This is a genomic window from Lentzea sokolovensis (assembly GCF_033949975.1).
Classification (GTDB): Bacteria; Actinomycetota; Actinomycetes; order Mycobacteriales; family Pseudonocardiaceae; genus Lentzea; species Lentzea sokolovensis.
Genome location: NZ_JAXAVU010000017.1, coordinates 129,089 through 146,657, shown reverse-complemented (window position 1 = coordinate 146,657; position 17,569 = coordinate 129,089). Strand labels below are relative to the sequence as shown.

The 17,569-nt window shown below is 69.1% G+C and carries 17 protein-coding genes; 9 read left to right on the top strand and 8 right to left on the bottom strand.

Annotated features, from left to right (window positions below; all coding sequences use genetic code 11):
* The first annotated feature begins 3 nt into the window (after positions 1–3).
* The gene (locus SK854_RS43635) at positions 4–1,230 is read left to right on the top strand and encodes an MFS transporter (RefSeq protein ID WP_319981061.1); all 1,227 of its coding nucleotides are present in this window, start codon (positions 4–6) and stop codon (positions 1,228–1,230) included.
* Here SK854_RS43635 and SK854_RS43630 read toward each other — a convergent pair.
* Positions 1,137–1,730 (bottom strand): DedA family protein, encoded by a 594-nt coding sequence (locus SK854_RS43630; RefSeq protein ID WP_319981060.1) that lies wholly within the window; start codon positions 1,728–1,730, stop codon positions 1,137–1,139. The two genes, SK854_RS43635 and SK854_RS43630, sit on opposite strands and share 94 nt — an antisense overlap.
* A gap of 154 nt (positions 1,731–1,884) precedes the next feature.
* On the opposite strand from SK854_RS43630, the gene SK854_RS43625 reads away from it, so the two are divergent.
* The 3 genes from SK854_RS43625 to SK854_RS43615 all read left to right on the top strand — a co-directional run bounded on the left by SK854_RS43625 (position 1,885) and on the right by SK854_RS43615 (position 5,319).
* Positions 1,885–2,649, top strand: a complete 765-nt coding sequence (locus SK854_RS43625) for a hypothetical protein (protein WP_319981059.1) — start codon at positions 1,885–1,887, stop codon at positions 2,647–2,649.
* Between the two features lie 71 nt (positions 2,650–2,720).
* Entirely contained in the window at positions 2,721–4,073 is a 1,353-nt protein-coding gene (locus SK854_RS43620; RefSeq protein ID WP_319981058.1) for a gamma-glutamyltransferase, read from the top strand.
* A 64-nt stretch (positions 4,074–4,137) separates the two neighbouring features.
* Positions 4,138–5,319 carry an MFS transporter gene (locus tag SK854_RS43615; protein ID WP_319981057.1) on the top strand — a complete coding sequence of 394 codons (1,182 nt, stop codon included), beginning with the start codon at positions 4,138–4,140 and terminating at the stop codon, positions 5,317–5,319.
* On the opposite strand, the gene SK854_RS43610 is transcribed toward SK854_RS43615, so the two are convergent.
* Positions 5,297–6,412 carry a hypothetical protein gene (locus SK854_RS43610; RefSeq protein ID WP_319981056.1) on the bottom strand — a complete coding sequence of 372 codons (1,116 nt, stop codon included), beginning with the start codon at positions 6,410–6,412 and terminating at the stop codon, positions 5,297–5,299. The two genes, SK854_RS43615 and SK854_RS43610, sit on opposite strands and share 23 nt — an antisense overlap.
* A gap of 10 nt (positions 6,413–6,422) precedes the next feature.
* Complete coding sequence (locus SK854_RS43605) at positions 6,423–6,623, bottom strand: hypothetical protein (protein WP_319981055.1); 201 nt, start codon at positions 6,621–6,623, stop codon at positions 6,423–6,425.
* 18 nt (positions 6,624–6,641) lie between these two features.
* On the opposite strand from SK854_RS43605, the gene SK854_RS43600 reads away from it, so the two are divergent.
* The 3 genes from SK854_RS43600 (at position 6,642) to SK854_RS43590 (ending at position 8,653) form a co-directional block, all read left to right on the top strand.
* On the top strand, positions 6,642–6,890 hold the full coding sequence (locus tag SK854_RS43600) for a hypothetical protein (protein ID WP_319981054.1): 249 nt from the start codon (positions 6,642–6,644) through the stop codon (positions 6,888–6,890).
* Positions 6,891–7,211: 321 nt separating this feature from the next.
* Positions 7,212–8,126, top strand: a complete 915-nt coding sequence (locus tag SK854_RS43595; RefSeq protein WP_319981053.1) for a hypothetical protein — start codon at positions 7,212–7,214, stop codon at positions 8,124–8,126.
* The gene (locus SK854_RS43590) at positions 8,123–8,653 is read left to right on the top strand and encodes a histidine phosphatase family protein (protein ID WP_319981052.1); all 531 of its coding nucleotides are present in this window, start codon (positions 8,123–8,125) and stop codon (positions 8,651–8,653) included. Before SK854_RS43595 ends, SK854_RS43590 begins: the two co-directional genes overlap by 4 nt.
* Here SK854_RS43590 and SK854_RS43585 read toward each other — a convergent pair.
* Entirely contained in the window at positions 8,640–9,794 is a 1,155-nt protein-coding gene (locus SK854_RS43585; protein WP_319981051.1) for a metallophosphoesterase, read from the bottom strand. The two genes, SK854_RS43590 and SK854_RS43585, sit on opposite strands and share 14 nt — an antisense overlap.
* Before the next feature lie 189 nt (positions 9,795–9,983).
* Between SK854_RS43585 and SK854_RS43580 the strand changes: the two genes are divergently transcribed.
* Positions 9,984–10,373 (top strand): hypothetical protein, encoded by a 390-nt coding sequence (locus SK854_RS43580; RefSeq protein ID WP_319981050.1) that lies wholly within the window; start codon positions 9,984–9,986, stop codon positions 10,371–10,373.
* Between the two features lie 20 nt (positions 10,374–10,393).
* Here SK854_RS43580 and SK854_RS43575 read toward each other — a convergent pair whose 3' ends face one another.
* Entirely contained in the window at positions 10,394–10,693 is a 300-nt protein-coding gene (locus SK854_RS43575) for a hypothetical protein (RefSeq protein ID WP_319981049.1), read from the bottom strand.
* A 144-nt stretch (positions 10,694–10,837) separates the two neighbouring features.
* Here SK854_RS43575 and SK854_RS43570 point away from each other — a divergent pair, with 144 nt between their 5' ends.
* Positions 10,838–13,849 (top strand): amidohydrolase family protein, encoded by a 3,012-nt coding sequence (locus tag SK854_RS43570; protein WP_319981048.1) that lies wholly within the window; start codon positions 10,838–10,840, stop codon positions 13,847–13,849.
* Here SK854_RS43570 and SK854_RS43565 read toward each other — a convergent pair.
* From SK854_RS43565 to SK854_RS43555, 3 genes are read right to left on the bottom strand one after another with little or no spacing between them, the layout of a single operon-like run.
* Positions 13,843–14,718 carry a dioxygenase family protein gene (locus SK854_RS43565; RefSeq protein WP_319981047.1) on the bottom strand — a complete coding sequence of 292 codons (876 nt, stop codon included), beginning with the start codon at positions 14,716–14,718 and terminating at the stop codon, positions 13,843–13,845. The two genes, SK854_RS43570 and SK854_RS43565, sit on opposite strands and share 7 nt — an antisense overlap.
* A complete protein-coding gene (locus SK854_RS43560) occupies positions 14,715–15,722 on the bottom strand; it encodes a maleylacetate reductase (RefSeq protein WP_319981046.1) in 1,008 nt (335 codons plus the stop codon). Before SK854_RS43560 ends, SK854_RS43565 begins: the two co-directional genes overlap by 4 nt.
* On the bottom strand, positions 15,719–17,521 hold the full coding sequence (locus SK854_RS43555) for an FAD-dependent oxidoreductase (protein WP_319981045.1): 1,803 nt from the start codon (positions 17,519–17,521) through the stop codon (positions 15,719–15,721). Before SK854_RS43555 ends, SK854_RS43560 begins: the two co-directional genes overlap by 4 nt.
* Between the last annotated feature and the right edge of the window lie 48 nt (positions 17,522–17,569).

Sequence of the window (17,569 nt, the reverse complement as noted above, 5' to 3'; positions counted from 1 at the left end):
GCCTTGAACACCACCCGCGCCATGACCGCTCTCGCGCTCGGCGGGTTCGGCATCGGTACGACCGAGTTCGCGACCATGGGACTGCTGCCGCAGATCGCGGAGACGTTCGGCATCCCCGACTACGAGGCAGGCCACGCGATCAGCCTCTACGCCGCCGGAGTCGTCGTCGGCGCGCCGCTGATCGCGGTGCTCGGCGCCAAGCTCCCGCGCAAGGGCATGCTGATCGGCCTGATGCTCGCGGTCGCCCTGGGCAACGGGTTGTCGGCCGCCGCCCAGGACAAGTCGCTACTGCTCATCGCACGGTTCGTCGCCGGACTGCCGCACGGCGCGTTCTTCGGCATCGCGGCCGTTGTCGCCGCCACGCTCGTTGCTCCCGAACGGCGAGGCACGGCCGTAGCGCGCGTAATGGTCGGACTGACCGTGGCGAACCTCGTGGGCGTACCGCTCGCAACGGCCGCGGGGCAGCAGATCGGCTGGCGCACGGCCTACCTGGCGGTGTCGGTGATCGCGCTCATCACGGCGGCGGCGATCGCGGCCTGGGTGCCGCTGGTGCCCAAGGTCGAGGGCGCGTCGATGAAGGGCGAGGTCCGCGCGTTCGGCCGCCCGACGGTGTGGTTCGCGATCTTCACCGGCATGATCGGCTTCGGCGGCATGTTCGCCGTCTACTCCTACGTCGCCCCGCTGACGACCGAGGTCGCCGGCCTGCCGGGCGGTGCCGTTCCGTGGATCCTCGCGGTGTTCGGGCTCGGCATGACCCTCGGTGCGACGTTCGGCGGCCGGTTCGTGGACAGGTCCGTGACGCGCTCGGTGTTCGGCGGCCTGATCGCGGTCACCGTGATCCTGGTGCTGTTCGGGCTCACCGCGAGCATCCCGGTGTTCCTGTTCGCCCTCCTGTTCCTGCTGGGCTTCACCATCCAGATCCTCGCGGCCGCCCTGCAGGTCAGGCTGATGGACGCCTCGCCGGACGCGCCGTCGCTCGCGGCCTCGTCCAACCACTCGTCGCTCAACGTCGCGAACGGCGCGGGCGCGTGGCTCGGCGGCCTGGCCATCGCGGCGGGCTGGGGCTACACCTCGACGGCGTGGGTCGGCGTGGCGCTGTCGGTGGCGGGCCTGGCGATCGCGGTGGCGTCGGTGCTCTACGAACGGCGTGCCTTCCGGCGCGAGACCACGAACCAGACGATGGCGATGGCGAGCGCGGCGAGCACCACCGTCGAGACCCAGCCCAGGTAGCGGTCGACGAGCTCGTAGTTGTCGCCGAGCGCGTACCCGGCGAGGATCAGCGCGGTGTTCCACACGAGGCTGCCCGCCGCGGTGTAGAGCGTGAACTTCACGATCGGCATCCCGGACACCCCGGCGGGGATGGAGATCAGGCTCCGCACGACCGGCACCATCCGGCCGAAGAACACGGCCTTGTTGCCGTGCTCGTCGAACCACGCGTCGGCCTTGTCCACATCGGACGCGGTGACGAACGGGATCTTGTCCGCGACCTTGCGCAGCCGTTCCAGTCCGAGCCACGCGCCCAGGCCGTACAGCACGAGAGCGCCGACGACCGACCCCGCCGTCGTCCACAGGATCGCGGCGACCAGCGAGATCCTGCCCTGACCGGCGGTGAACCCGGCCAGCGGCAGGATCACCTCGCTCGGCACGGGCGGGAAGACGTTCTCCAGCGCGACCGCGATGCCCGCGCCGGGTGAGCCCAACGCCTCCATCAACCGGGTGATCCACTCCATGGTCGTCGAATTACCCGTTTTGCCCGGGCTCTCAACCCCGGCGTGCTCCCCAGCTCCGATGAATCTTGTCATCGTCAGGCAACTCTTGTCACTTTCGTTGACAACGCAGGTCGAGACCTCCTACCTTCGGTGCTGCCGCCAGGAAGGAAGCTCGATGAAAATCGCACTGACGGCCGCCGCGCTGATGCTGGTCACCGTCTCTCCCGCCCACGCTGCACCCGCGTGGAGCCCGAACCCCGCGACCGACGGCCTCAAGGCGTTCGAGGGCATCGAGGTCGACCGGGGCAACAAGTTCCCCGAACGCAAGGGCAAGTACATCGTCGTCCAGGGCGACGCCTACCGGTTCAACATCTGGAAGAACGACCGCGACACCACCGGTGGCGGCGACCGTCAACGCACCGAGTCCAAGGGCATGGTGTCGGGCGGCAACGCGCTCAAGATGAAGAACGGCGAGACGTGGGTCATCTCGTACGAGATGTACATGCCGTCATCGCTGCACGGCACGAGCAAGTTCACGCACATCTTCCAAACCAAGACGCCCAGCACCAACGGCGGTCCGTGGACGACGTTGTCCCTGAGTCGCAGCGGCAACACGGAGACGATCCGTGCCCGCGCGTTCAGCACGTCCGGTACCCCGGACATCGCCGCCACGAACCTGGCCCCCTTGCGTGACAAGTGGGTCACCGTCGAGTGGACGATCACGCCCGGTTCCAGTGGCACCGTCGGTTTCGTGCTGCGGAGCGGCACGGGGGCGAACGCGCCGATCGCTGTGCAGGGCAAGCGTTCCGGCGTGAAGATCCCGGACGAGGGCGACTACGTGCGGCCCAAGTGGGGCATCTACCGCTCGGTCGAGAGCGCGTCGTCGGACATCCTCGACACCTACATCAACTTCCGGAACTACTCGGCCACCAAGAAGTAGGACGTAGTCCCGGTGGCCCGCCGCTCGTGACCAGGTCTACCGTTGACTGCCTTCACTTCTGGAGGTCGACGGTGCGAGGCGCGATCGCGGCGGGCCACCCGCTCACCGCACAGGCGGGCGCGGCGCTGCTGCGCGCCGGTGGGAACGCCGTGGACGCGGCCGTCGCGGCGATGCTGACGTCGTGCGTCACCGAGCCGTTGCTGACCGGGCTCGGTTCGGCCGGGTACATGATGATCGCCCCGGCCGGGGAAACCCCCGTGCTGCTGGACTTCTCGGCCGTGGCGCCGGGACGCGGGCGGACCGGCGAACGCGCGCCGCTCACCCCCATCACCGTCCACTTCGGTGACGCGCAGCAGGAATTCCACGTGGGACCGTCCTCGGTCGCCGCGTACGGGATGCCCGCCGGTGCAGCGATTGCCGCCACCTACGGCCGGGCGCCGTTGCACGAACTCGTGGCCACGGCGGCGATGCACGCCCGTGAAGGCCATCGCGTCAACCGGTACCAGGCGTACGTGACGTCGTTGCTGCTGCCGCTCGCCCACAGCGCGGGCCTCAACGCGTTCGAGGAGGGCGAACTGCTCGTCCAGCCCGAACTCGCCGAGGCGCTCGACCGGCTCGGCAGCGACGGCGCGGCGCCGTTCTACACCGGCGACATCGCGGGTGCGGTCGCCGACTGGATCACCTCCCACGGCGGCGACCTCGGCAAGGCGGACCTCAACGCGTACGAAGCCGTGCGACGCGAGCCGTTGCACGTGAGGCATCGCGGCCGTGACATCCACACGAACCCGCCGCCCGCTGCGGGCGGTGCGTTGCTCACGCAGATGCTGGAAGCGTTGCCGGACAACCCGTCGCAGCAGGACCTCATCCGCGCCCTGGCCACCCCGAAGACGCACCTGAACCGCCTCGGCTCCACCACGCACATCTCCGTGCTCGACGCGGACGGCACGGCCTGCTCGGTCACGACGACGAACGGCGCGGGCTCCGGGATCTCGATCGCCGGCGTGCACCTGAACAACATGATGGGGGAGGAGGACCTGTCGCCGGACGGGTTCTTCAGCCACGCGCCCGGCGACCGGCTGCCGTCGATGATGGCGCCGACCGTGGTCACCAGGCACGGCCAAGCCGAACTCGTGCTCGGCAGCGCCGGGTCGAGCCGGATCTGCGGCGCGATCCTGCAGGTGCTCGTGAACGTCCTGGACCGCGGCATGCCCGCCCAGGACGCCGTCGACGCGCCCCGCATGCACCTGAGTGGCGACCACCTCCACGTCGAACCGGGAATTCGACCGGAAAGTGAGCTCCCGGTCACCCGTTTTAGTGCTCCGAACATGTTCTTCGGCGGCTGCCAGGTGGTCGAAATGACCGGATCAGGCCTGCTCAGGGGTGGTGCGGATCACCGTCGGGACGGCGCGATCGTTGTTGTGTGAGATGTTGGCCGCATAGTGGGAAATGTAGTTTCCTGATTGACCGGTCAACGCGCACGATGACGGGGTGACGGCACTACGCGAGAGAACATCCTCGCCGCTCCTGTCCCGTACGTTCCTCCAACTCTCCGTCATCAGCGTCGTGTCGGGCGTGTCGATGGCGTTCGCGCTGCCGTTCGGCTCGCTGTTCCTCACGAGCGAGATCAAGGTCTCGCCGTTCCAGCTCGGCTTCTTCCTGATCGTGAGCCCGCTCGCGTCGGTCGTCGCCAGCACGATCATGGGCAAGCTGTCCGACGGCCGCGTGCAGCGCCGGTACATGCTCGCCGTGGGCGGCATCGCCGGTGCGATCGGCTATGGCCTGTTCGCCGTGTTGCGCGACTACTGGTTCCTGCTCGGCACGTCCGTGGTGTTCATCGCGATCACGTCGTCGTTGCTGCCACAGCTCTTCGCGTACGGCCGCCAGGTCTCACGAGGACCGTCGATGGTCGTCAGCGTGCTGCGCACGTTGCTCTCAGTCGCGTGGGTCGCCGGACCGCCCGTGGCCGCGCTGCTCGTCGCGAAGACCGGATGGATCGGTCTCTTCGCCTCCACCGCCGTGCTGCAACTCGGTGTCGCGGTGCTCGCGCTCACGCTTCCGGTGCCGCCCGCTCAGACCGAAGAGCAGGCCGAGGAAGAGGAAGCGGCAGGGCCCGCGCGCGGCAACATGATGGTCGTGTCCGCTGCTTTCCTGTTCCTGCAGGGCGCTGTGGCGCTCGCGGTGGGCGGTCTGCCGTTGTTCATCACGACCGAACTGGCGGGCACCGCCGGTGACGCCGGACTCGCGATGGGTCTGTGCGCGGCGCTGGAGATCCCGATGATGCTGTGGTTCGGCTCGCTCGCGAACCGGATGTCCCAGCACCGGCTCGTGCTCATCGGTGCCGTGATCGCGTTGAGCTATCACAGCGTGATGGTGTTCACCGAGTCCATCTGGCAGGTGATGGCCGCGCAGCTGCTGCACGCCACCGTCATCTCATTGATCATGGGCGTCGGCATCACCTACTTCCAGAGCCTCGACCCCACCCGCCCCGGCCACGCCACGACGATGTTCAGCAACACCCAGATCGTCGGCAGCATGGTCGCGGGCGCACTCGCCGGTGTGTCCCAGCAGCTGGGTTTCCGCTGGGTCTACGGCTTCAGCCTGGGCATGTCCGTGCTCGGCCTCGCGCTGCTGCTCGTCGCGGGCAGGCTCACTGCACCGTCGAGGCGGTGAGCTTCGGCTTCTCCCCGGCGCCGAGGTAGAAGATCCCCTTGATGGTCTCGAAACCGAGGCTCGGGTTGCGGCGCAACGTGGAGCCCTCGACCGACATCGAGCCCGACTTGTCGTTGCTGACGAAGAACACCGCGCCGCCACCCTCGTTGGCCTGGTTGTCCTCGATCAGCGTGCCGGCGAGACGCAGCGTGAACGTGTTGCCGTCGTTGTAGATCGCACCACCGCTGCCGCCACCCGGCGTGCCACCGCGCGCGGGGTTGGCGCCGCGGCCGATGGCCTTGTTGTTCTTCATGAGGCTGTTGAGCACCACGAACGACGCGCCGATGCTGCTCAGCGCTCCGCCGTTGGAGCACACACCACCCTCGAAGGTGCTGTTCACGACGTAGACCGGCGCCTTCTGGGCCCAGTCGGTCACGCGGATCGCGGCGCCGCCGAGGTCGGGACCGTTGGCATCGCACCTGTTGTTCGCGAAGCGGGAGTTCACGACCTTGAGCTGACCGCCGAGCACCATGATCGCGCCGCCGCCACCGCCCTCGGTCTTGTCACCGGTCGAGTTGCCGTCGGCGAGGGTGATGTTCTGGACCACCAGCCTCGGCCCGTTCTGGTCGAGCAACCGGCGCTGCCCCTGGCCGCTCAACGTGATCCGGCCACCGCCGTCGAGCACGGTCCTCGTCCGGACCTTCGCGGTCGCGGCCATCGGGATGACGTGCGGCTGCGCACCGCAGTCGAAGGTGACGACCCCGCCGGCGGCGACCGCGTCGACCACGGCCTGCGACGTGCAGGACGCGGGCGTGCCGGTGCCGATCACGCGGGTGGGCTTGGAGGTGTCCTCGGCGGCGGCTTCGGCCGGCACGGCGGCGGTGCCGGCCGGGTTGCCGAACTTCGGGACGGGAGGAGGAGGCGGCGGTGGGGGAGCAGGCGGGGGAACAGCGCTGCTGCCGCTCGAAGGTGGCGTCGTCGTCACGACGGTGACGGTCTGCGACGTCGATGTCTGAGGTAACTGAGGTCCCGCGACGGGGGAACCGGGGATCGCCGTGCCGCAACCCGCCACGAGGGCGGCAAGCAGCACGACGGCCTGTCTACCTGAGGGCATGGCGGGCACCCTAAACGGGCTGGGGAGGCTTGGCTACTGCCGCTTTCGCCAGCAAGATCGCTCCCGGACACAGCGCGGCGGAGTCCTTGACGTTCTCGTCCGCCAGGATCACGACCACGACCTCGAACCGCTCTTCCTGAACGGCTTCGTGCAGGATCGACACCTCGCAGGTGCCGTCCTCGGGCTGCTCGGCCAGCGCTACCTGATGCACGAGGCGAACCCTCAGCCGTTGGCACGCCGGCACGTCGCCGTCGTGATGTCCGAACTGCGGCCAACGGAGCAGTGGAGCCACAAGAAGGTCGAACACATGGTGGCCGCGATCAGAGCCCGGTTGTCACGCGAGGGAGTGCCGGGGCTGGTGCGCGAGGAGGTCGGCGAGCCGGTCGGGAACGCGTTGAACGACAACCTGATGCGGGAACTCGTCCTGTCGACGACCCTGGTGCCGCCAGATCTTGCGTTGATCGACGCCCTGTCCTGAACCTGGTCGCCTTGACCGGTTCTGTTGCTCGGAAACACCACGAGATCAAGGCGTTCTTCAGGTGTTTCCGTTCTGTGACACGAAAACCGGGACAAGATCCGGTTTTTCGGGGGCGGTGCGGGGGTTGTGCGCAGGTGCGGGACGGTGCTTAGCCTGACTCACGAGTCAGGAATGAGGGTCCGCTCGGGCTAGTGTTCGTGACGGTGCGTAGACGAAACGGGCTAACGGTCGACACGGCGTGCGGTCCATTGAGTTCAAACAACCCGTTCGTGAATGAACCACACGTTCGGGTAGCCCTGTGTCCCTGGCACACTGCGCTCCGTGCCGACCCAGTTCCCCGACGAACCACCGACCGAGCGTCATCTGGCGCCCGACCCCGCGTTGATGGAGGCCGCACGCGCCAGGGGAGCCGCCCGGTGGGCCGCGGCCGGTGACTCTGCGCAGCAGGAGGAGAAGCCGCCGGCCGGTCCGCTCAAGCCGCGCGCCGCCGCGATCGCCGCCATCGCCGCGCTCCTCGTTCTCGGCGGGATCGCGATCGTCACGTTCAACGGGGGCTCCGGCAGCGGCGTCACGGACGTCGCGCAGCCGTCGCACAGCTACATCCCCGGCCTGATCACCCCGCCCGAGGAACTGCCGGCGGAGTCGACGTCGAACGGCGTGGACCCGACGCTCGCCTCGTCGGCGCTCGGCCTGATGCCGACGACCACGCAGAACGTCGCCCCGCCGCCCGCGGGCGACACGGGCCGGGCTCCCGGCGGTGCCAAGTCGTTCACGACGGGCCCCGGTTGCGGCGGCTACAGCAACGTCGGCTCGTACCGCGACGGCCGCAAGGGCTGGGTCGACCACGGCGACGGCAAGTGCGGCTCGACGTTCGTGTCGATCCCGATGTCCGGCGATGCCCGCAAGGACGACAGCTCCGCCTACGGGCAGTGGACGTTCGCCGTCACCGGCACGTGCAACGTCTCCGTGCACGTCCCGAACGGCAGCCTGGAGGAGGTCGGGGGTAACCCGACCGTGTACTACGTCTTCGACCGGGCGAGTGTCGGCGGCACCCCGCTGGCGTCGTTCGCGATCAAGCAGGTCGAGAAGCGCGGCCAGTGGGTCAGCGCCGGGAAGTTCAAGGCCAGCGGAAACCTGACCGTGCAGCTGCTCACCCGAGGTCAGGACTGGACCAACTCCGGACCGACCTACGCCCATCACGCCGCCAGTGCCATCAAGGCAGACTGCACGGCGTGACACGAGATCTGCATCTGGTTCGGCACGGCGAGGCGACGAAGGACGAGTCCCGGCTGACGGCACGGGGCCGCAAGCAGGCCGAGGCGCTCGCGGAACGGTTGCGGGGTACGGGATTCGCGGCCGTGCACCACGGTCCGCTTCCTCGGGCCACCGAGACCGCGTCGATCATCGCCGAAGTGCTGCGCGTGCCCTGCAGGGTCGAGGCCGCGGCGGGCGACTACATGCCGCACTTCGTTCCTGATCACGACGAGTTCTTCGACCAGTTCCCCGAGTCGGAACGCACCCGCGGGCCCGCTCTGGCGCACGAGGCCGAGACGCGGTTCGCCCGGCCCGGCGACGGCCCGGTGCTGGTCGTGACGCACTCGTTCCTGATCAGCTGGCTCGTGCGGGACGCGCTGGACGCCCCGCCCGAGCGGTGGCTGACGCTGAACCACGACAACGCGGCCCTGACGGTCATCCGCTACACGACCGGCGAGTCACCCCGGCTGATCAGGTTCAACGATTCAGGCCACCTCAGCTCGCTTTGAGCGTGAGGAGCGTGATCTCACTGGGCGCGAAGACGCGCATCGGCGGGCCCCAGAAACCGGCGCCGCGGCTGGTGTAGAGCTGGGTGCGGTCGCTGTGCCTGCTCAGGCCGGCGACCACCGGCTGCTGCAGCCGCACCAGGTAGTGGAACGGCCAGATCTGCCCGCCGTGCGTGTGCCCGGACAGCTGCAGGTCCACGCCCGCGTCCACGGCCTTCTTGATCTCCGACGGCTGGTGCGCGAGCAGGACGACCGGCGCGGTGGAGTCGGCGTCGCGCAAGGCACGCGTGAGGTCGGCGGCGTGGCCGGGCTCGCCGGAGTGGTCGGCCGTGACGTCGTCGATGCCCGCGAACACCAGCTTGGCGTCGCCGCGTTCGAGCGCCACGTGCTCGTTGCGCAGTGCCTTCCAGCCCAGACGGGTCATGAGGTCGATCCAGCCCTGCGCGTTCGAGTAGTACTCGTGGTTGCCGGTGATGTAGAAGCGGTGCGGCGTGTTCACGTCGCCGAGCGGGGTGGCCTGCTCCAGGCGCTGGTCGGCGGTGCCGTCCGCGATGTCGCCGACGTGCACGGCCACGTCCGCGTCGAGCTTGTTGACCGCGTCGACCATGCCCCGCGACCACTTCGCGCGGTTGATCGCGCCGTAGTGGGTGTCGGTGATGACCGCGACCGTCAGCCCGTCGAACGCGGGGTCGAGCCGGGGAATCGTCACGTCTTGCCGCTTGATCCGCGGCACGCGCATCGCCTCGTACACGCCGTACACCGTCACGGTGACGATGAGGACCGCGAGCAGCACGGCGATGAAACGCGAGCGGAACGGGTTCTCGACGCCGGCCATCGCCATGCCGAGCCTGACGACGTCGGAGATCAGCGTCCACACGAACGCGATCCACACGAAGCCGAGCAGGAACTGGGAGATCCGCGCCGCACGGTCACTGCCTCGCTGGGTGAACAGCACGATCATCGCGATGGCGCCCGCGATGAACACGATGGCGGCTATCGGCCGGACCGGATCGGGCCACTCGGCGCTGGCCGCGAACAGCCCTTCGAACGGCACCCAGAACAGCAGCGTCGTCACGGTGAAGAGGACGAGCGTGAACACCACCCGCCGAACCGTGATGCGGGGCCGGGCAGCGGTGGTCGTCATGCGCGAATCCTCCAGGGGTGAGCTTTCTCAAACCATCTCAACGCACAGGCCGGTCAGTTTGTTCGCTTCACGACCGATAGACGTCCGTCACAGGCGTTTTCGCAGCTCGGGAGCAACCGCCAGGCGTACCGCGCATCCTCATATCAGGACCGGAACACCCGCCTGACCCGACGACCTAGAGTGGGCCACATGATCTTCTACACCGACGAGGAGAGCCGCACGCTGCGCACCGCCGTGTACGGCGCGATGCTGCTGGTTTCCCACGCCGACCCCGGCCCCGTGCTGGAGGAGCGCTTCGCCGGCCTGCGCGCGCTCGCGAACCTGTCGCCCGACCTGCGCGGCGTCCTGGGCGCCGCCCGCCCGTCCGTGCCCGCCGGCACCGACGAGGAGATCGAGCCGGTCGTCCTGGAGGCGCTGCGCTCCTCGATGAAGACCCTCGCGGCCAAGTCGCCCGAGGACGCCGCCGACTTCCCGCGCGGTGTGCTGGCGATCTGCCGCGAGGTCGCCGAGGCCGACGGCGTTGTCGTCGACGCCGAGGACGCGATGGTCGCTCGCATCGAGGGCGCGCTCGCCCTCTAGCGCCGTGGCCTGTCCACTGCTCAGACGGGATCGGTGAACGAGATCGGCTTGCCGGTGGCGCGGGCGTGGCCGATCTCCCTGCTCGTGGACTCGCCGACGTACCCGCCGGGGTTGACGACCAGGACCCGGTCGGCCAGGTCGATCTTGCGCAGGTGGAGGGCGTCCAGCGCGGTCTTCTGCTCGTCGGTGACCGCCTCGTCTGTTTCGCCCGGCGCGACGACGATGACACCGGCGAAGGTCAGTTCACGGTTCGCCGCGCGCATCTCCTCCGCGAACCGGGCAGAGCCGCAGATGCAGACGATCTCGGGTCGGTCGGGCACGGCTCAGTCCTCCGGTCGAACGGGAAACCGTCAGCGCGCATCGTCCCATCAGGTGGATGCTGCGCCGAATGGCCGATGGCGCAAGGCTTTGGCGGTGCCAGGGTGGATCTCCTAGGGGATCAACACCGGGGAGTGTGCGCCGCCATGGAACTGTCCCGTCGCGAACTGCTGACCCGCACCGGCCAGGCCGCCGCCGTCGCCACCGCCGCGTCCACGCTCACGATCGGGACCGCGGGGGCGGAACCGGGCGAACGCGTGAAACTGACGCAGGGCACCAACATCTCGGTGTCGCGGTCGCGCGACGGCAAGTGGCTCGCCATCGACCTCGTCACGGCCATCTGGGTTCTGCCTTCCACCGGTGGGGAAGCGCGCAAGCTCACCGACGAACTGCAGGACGCCACGCTGCCGTCGTTCGGGCCGGGCGACCAGATCGCGTTCCAGTCCTATCGGGACGGGAACTACCACCTCCACGTGATCGGTCTCGACGGCAACGGCTTGAGGCAGCTCACGCGAGGCAAGTACGACCATCGCGAGCCCGCGTTCTCTCCGGACGGCAAGCGGATCGCGTTCGTCAGCGACCGGGCCGGAAGCTATGGCGTGCACGTGTTCGACCTGGCCACGAACGCGATCACGCAGCTGACCGGGGTGCCGGACGAGGCCGCGGCGCCGCAGTGGTCCGCGGACGGCAAGCGGATCATCTTCACCGTCGGCAACGCGGCCGTGGACACCGTGACACTGGACGGCAAGCGCGAGCGGCTCGTCACGGCTCCGGCCGGCACGCAGCTGTTCGGGGCCGCGTTCGGGCCCGGTGACCAGCCCAGTTACACGCAGATGCGGCCCGGCCAGGCCGATCTCGTTCTCGGCGCGACGGCGATCACGTCGAAGGAGGACGTGTTCGGGTTCGCGCCGATCTGGAACGGCGACAGCGTCCTCTACACCGCGGACGGCAAGCTCAGGTCGCGCAGCGGGGGTGCCGTCAAGGACATTCCTTTCGAGGCAACGGTTCCGGTGCGCACGACCAGGCGGCAGCACCGCACGAAGAACCTCACTGGCGGTGTGGTGAAGGGCATCGCGAGCCCGGTCGTGTCGCCGGACGGCACGAAGATCGCGTTCCGCGCGCTCAACGCCCTTTACGTGCTGAGCGGCGGCAAAGCGACGAAGCTGACCGACAACAGGTACTTCGACTCCGACCCGGACTTCTCGCCGGACGGCACGAAACTGCTCTACACCAGCGACCGCGGTGGCATCCCGCAACTGCGGATCCGCGACCTGAAAACCGGTGACGACAAGGCGTTCGCGCCCGCACCCCACGCGCAGACGATTCCCAGGTTCTCGCCGGACGGCACGAAGGTCGCCTACCTGGACCACGACGGGCAGGTCTGGATCGCCGAACCCGCCGGGCTTCGCCAGGTCACGCCGACGTTGTTCCAGCCGGGCAGGCCGACCTGGTCGAAGGACGGCAACACGGTCGCACTGGCCGCCGTGAAGCCGTTCTCACGCCGGTTCCGCGAAGGCACCAGCCAGTTGCTGTTCGTCGACCTCGTCGGCGGCGCCCTCACCTACACCGAGCCGCTGCCGTTCCGGTCGATCGCGACGCGGGGCGACGACGGCCCGGTGTGGTCGCCGGACGGCAGGAACATCGCGTTCGTCGTGGAGAGCGTCGCCTGGGTCGTCCCGGTCGACGCCAGGGGAAAATTCCTCGCCGAACCGCGTCAGGTCACCCGCGAGGTCACCGACTCACCGGCCTGGAGCGGCAACGACTCGCTGGTGTACCTCAACAACGGCCGCATCCGGAAGTCCACACTGGACGGCAGGGTCACGACGATCCGGCACGACCTCACGTGGCGCAGGCCGAAGGCGCCCGAGCGCAAGGTGATCCGCGTCGGCGCCTACTGGGACGGCGAGGCGCACGCGCTCAAGCGGAACGTCGACATCGTCGTGGAAGACGGCAAGGTCAAGGAGATCCGGCCACAGCGCGGCAAGGCCGACGTCGACGCCGGCACCCTGACCGCCATCCCCGGCCTGATCGACGCCCACAACCACTGGCACCTGCGCGGGCGCCAGTGGGGCGCGAGGCAGGGCTTGACGTGGCTCGCGTACGGCATCACGACGGTCCGTTCGCCCGGCGACCCGGTCTACCAGATGGTCGAGACCCGTGAGGCGCTGGCGGCCGGAACCCTCACCGGGCCGCGGTTCTACGCGACCGGCGAGGCGGTGGACGGATCCCGCGTCTACTACAACTTCATGCGCCCGACGCTGAGCAAGGCCCAGCTCGACCTCGAACTGCGCCGGGCCCACGAGCTCGACTACGACCTGATCAAGACCTACGTCCGGCTGCCGGTCGAGCTGCAGCGCGCCGCCGTGCAACGGTCCCGGGTCCCGCTCTCCAGCCACTACCTCTACCCGGCCGCCAACCTCGGCATGGACGGCATGGAGCACGTCGGCGCCACCAACCGCCTCGGCTACTCCCACACCGTCACTCGCCAGGGCCGTGCCTACCAGGACGTGATCGCGCTCTTCACGGCGTCCGGCATGTCGATCACGCCCACGCTCTTCCAGTCACGCGCGTTGTACGCCAAGGACAAGTCGATCGTCACCGACGAACGCACCCGCGTGCTCTACCCGCCGTGGGAGTACGAGCGGTTCGTCACCGACGCCAACAACCAGGGCACCCCGGCCGGCACGTCGTCGCTCGACGTCCTGCGTGGCTGGGTCGAGTTCGCCCTGAAGGTCCACCGGGGCGGCGGCTTCGTCATCACCGGCACCGACGCGCCGCTCGACAGCCCGGCCACCGCCACCCACACGAACCTCCGCGCACTGGTCGAATTCGGCTTCACGCCAAGGGAAGCGCTCATCACCGCGACCCGCAACCCGGCGAAGTGGCTGGGCCTGCCGCTCGGCACGATCAAGCCGGGCGCACCGGCCGACATCGCGTTCGTGGAGGGCGACCCGCTCACCGACATCAAGTCGGCCGCGAACGTCAAGCTGGTCGCGGTCGGCGGGCAGGTCCACGACATCCCGGACCTGCTGGCGCCGTACCGGAACCAGCAGACGCTCACCGCCCACACCGCCGTGCTGCCTGCGTCGCCGTCAGCCGAGAACGAGCACTGGTGGCACGAGCCGGAGTGGGCCGAGCGCGTCTGCTGCGATCACTGACTCGGGGCGAGCACGATGTCGAAACGGGAGCGCGCCCAGGGCTTGTCGCCCAGCGCCCTCCCGTCCGGCGTCGGCGCACCGGCCGGCTGCTCCTCGAACCGCTTGATCAGCGACTCCTTCACCCCGAACACCGAGTCGCCGATCTCCAGCTGCGGATCACCCTCGACGAAGATGTGCGTGACGAGCGTGCGGAAGTCCTGCGCTGACACCATGAAGTGCAGGTGGGCGGCGCGCACGGGGGAGCGGTCCACGGCGTCCAGCAGGGCGCCCACCGGTCCGTCGTGCGGGATCGGGTACGGGGTCGGCGTCGTGCACCAGAACGCGAAACCGCCGTCCTCGCCGGAGAACAGGTGTCCTCGGCCCGCCACCCGTGAGTCGGCGTACTGCACGTCGTAGAAACCGTCCTCGTCGGCCTCCCACACCTCGATCCGCGCGTTCGGCACCGGGTTGCCGGAGGTGTCGCGGACAGTGCCGGAAACCCAGCACGGGGTTCCGGTGGCACCGCCGGCGATGTCGCCGCCGACACCGACCAGCGGCGACTCCTCCACGAAGAACGGGCCGAAGACCGTTGCCTCCGTGGCGTTCTCGTAGGCCTCGTTGTTCACCGCGATGGTCTGCATCGAGGCGCCCAGCACGTCCGACAGCAGGATGAACTCCTGCCGCTTGTCGTCGGTGATGTGCCCGGCTGCGGTCAGGAACTCGATGGCCCGCGTCCACTCGGCCTCGGTCAGGCGGGTCTCGCGGATGAACGCGTGCAGGTGCCGGGTGAGCGCCTCCATCAGCTCCTTGAGCCGCGGGTCCGGGGTGCGCGCGAACGACGCGATGACCTCGTCGGTGAGCTGTTCCTCGATGCGGTGCTGGGCGGTCATGCGTCGAGCCCCTTCTGGGCGGCGGTGAGCAGGGAGATCAGGTCGTCCTCGGTGACGGGGCGTGGGTTCGACGCAGGCACGGACGGCAGCACGAGACGCGCGGCCTCGCGAACATCGGGCACGCCATGAAGCTCATGTGAGGCACCGATTTCGTCGTACAGGTCGATGAGCCCGCCGCCGAGCGCCTCCGTGATCCTGGCTGCCGCCTCGGGGACCGCGGGGGCGTTGAAAGCCAGCACGTACGGCAGGATCGCCGTGTGCGTCCGGGCGTGCGGGAGGTTGTAGGCGCCGCCGAGCACGTGGCAGATCTTGTGGTGCAGGCCGGAACCCGCCGACGCGAACGCCACGGCGGCCAGGTAGGCGCCGTAGAGCATCAACTCGCGACCCTCGACGTCGCCGGTCAGGCGAAGGCCGCGGCTCAACGTGCGCACGCCCTCCAGGGCCAGGGCCTGGTTGATCGGGTCGGCGCGCGGCGCCCACATCGAGTCCACGCAGTGCGCCAACGCGTTGCAGCCCGAGGCGATCGACAACTCCAGCGGCAGCGACGACGTGAGCGCCGCGTCGTAGACCACGGTCACCGGCAGCACCCGGTCGTCGACGCCGGTGGTCTTGCGGGACGCCTCGGTCAGGCCCCACACGTTGGTCGCCTCCGAGCCCGCGTACGTGGTGGGCACGGCGACGATCGGCAGTCCGGTGGTCAGCGCGACCGCCTTGGCGAGCCCGGTCGTGGAGCCGCCGCCGACGCTGACCAGCAGGTCCGCGCAGGACTCGGCGGCGAGCGCACGAGCACGTTCGGCGTTCTCCACCGGGACGTGCGGCGCCACGTCCGTGCAGTGCGCGGCCACGTCGATCTTCGCCGTCACCTCGGGAACGGGCTTGGAGGAGATCAGCAGCACCCGCCGGGAACCGAGGCGGGCGACCTCCGCGGCCACGTCGTCCGCCGCCGTGCCGGTGCCGAACCGCACCCGCTGGCCGAGCGTGACGTGCTCGAACTGCCACGTCATGCGCTCTCCTCCCGGCTCAGGACCGTGGTCAGGACGGACATCAGCTCCGCCTCCGGGTCCGCGGGCAACGAGCCGCCGCGCCAGGCGACGTGCTTGTCCGGCCGCACCAGTACGGCCCCGTCTTCATCCACACCGGACAGTCGCGACCAGTCGAAGTAGAGGTCCGTGACCGCACGCCCCGGCCCGATGACCACGGTCCGCAGCGGTACGCCGAGCCGGTCTGCCGCCTTCTGCGCCGCGTCGGCCCACGCCTCGCCGGTGATCCCCGTCAGCAGCGTGAACTGCCCGTACGGCACCAGGTCGTGGGTGGAGAGCTTGCTCCTGCTGTCACCGACCCAGGCGTGCGGCAGCCGCGTTCCGGGCCAGGTCGACGGCTCGTAGTACAGCTCGGGATCCCGTGAGGGGGAGGGCCGCTCACCGCCGTCCGCGACCACCGCGCTGGACACGTACGACTGGCCCATCTCCACGCCGTGAGCGTTGAACTCGTAGTTCTTCAGCTCCATGGCCTCCCGCACGGCGGCGCGCTTGGCGGCCCCCGCGAGGCTGCTGGACTTGCGCTCCTCGATGCGCGCGTCCATCTCGCCCGCGGACTGAGAAGCGTCGAGCCCGAGCGCCTCGAAGAGAGCGCCGAACTCGCGAGCGGACTTGTTGGCCCGCGTCACGATCTGGCGCGCCACCGGGGCCCGTTCGTCGGAATAGGTCTCCAGCAACGAAGAGCCGGCCTGTCCGTTGAGGACCAGAGCGAGCTTCCACGCCAGGTTGTAGGAGTCCTGGATCGAGGTGTTGGACCCGAGCCCGTTGCTCGGCGGATGCTTGTGCACGGCGTCCCCGGCGCAGAACACCCGGCCGCGCTGCAACCGCGTGGCGTACTGCTCGTTGTTGCCCCACAACGAGATCCCGGTGATCTCCGCGTCGAGCGCCGGATCGCCGACGAGGTTGCGCACGATCTGCAACGCGTCGTCGTTGCTCACCTCGGGCACGCCCTGCGCGAGGTCGAAGCCCCAGACGATCAGCCACTCGTTCCACGGCCGGACCATCCGCACGAGCCCGGCGCCGATCCCGCCGACGTTCGCACCGGGCTGGATCACCCAGTACAGCACCGAAGGCCGGTGCCGGCAGAGTTCGGAGAGGTCGGCCTTGAAGGTGATGTTCATGGACCCGGCGACGTCCATCTGGCCCTCGTAGGGAAGGTCCAGGTCGGCGGCCACGGCGGACCTCGCGCCGTCCGCGCCGATCAGGTACTTGGCACGGATCGTGTACTCGGTCCCGGTCAGCCGGTTGAGCACCCGCACGGTCACACCGTCGGAGTCCTGCGTGTGCCCCAGGTACTCGGTGCTGAACTGGGTCTGCGTGCCGCGTGCGGTGGCGTTGCGGACGAGGATCGGCTCCAGGTAGGTCTGCGGGATGTCGCAGTTGAGCGACGGCGACGCGAGCACGTGATCGGCGTGCCGGGCGGGGTGGTTGCCCCAGGTGAGGATGCGGCCGATCTCCTCACCGGTGATCGAGGTGCAGAACACCGTGTCGCCGATCAGGTGGTGCGGCGTGGCGTCGGCGAGCACCTGGTCCTCGATGCCGACGTCGCGGAAGATCTCCATCGTGCGCTGGTTGGTGATGTGCGCGCGAGGGGTGTTCGCGGTCCACCGGTACTTCGTGATCATGATGTTCGGAACGCCCAGAGTGGACAGGAACAGCGCTGCGGAGGCCCCGGCCGGACCCGATCCCACGATCAGCACATCGGTCTCGACCACTGTGCTCGCCGGCGGGGACGTGTCGGTGAGACCGTCGTGGAAAGTCACCATGACGGAACGGTGACAGTCCTGTGTCACCATGAGGGCCGTGCGCCCGCA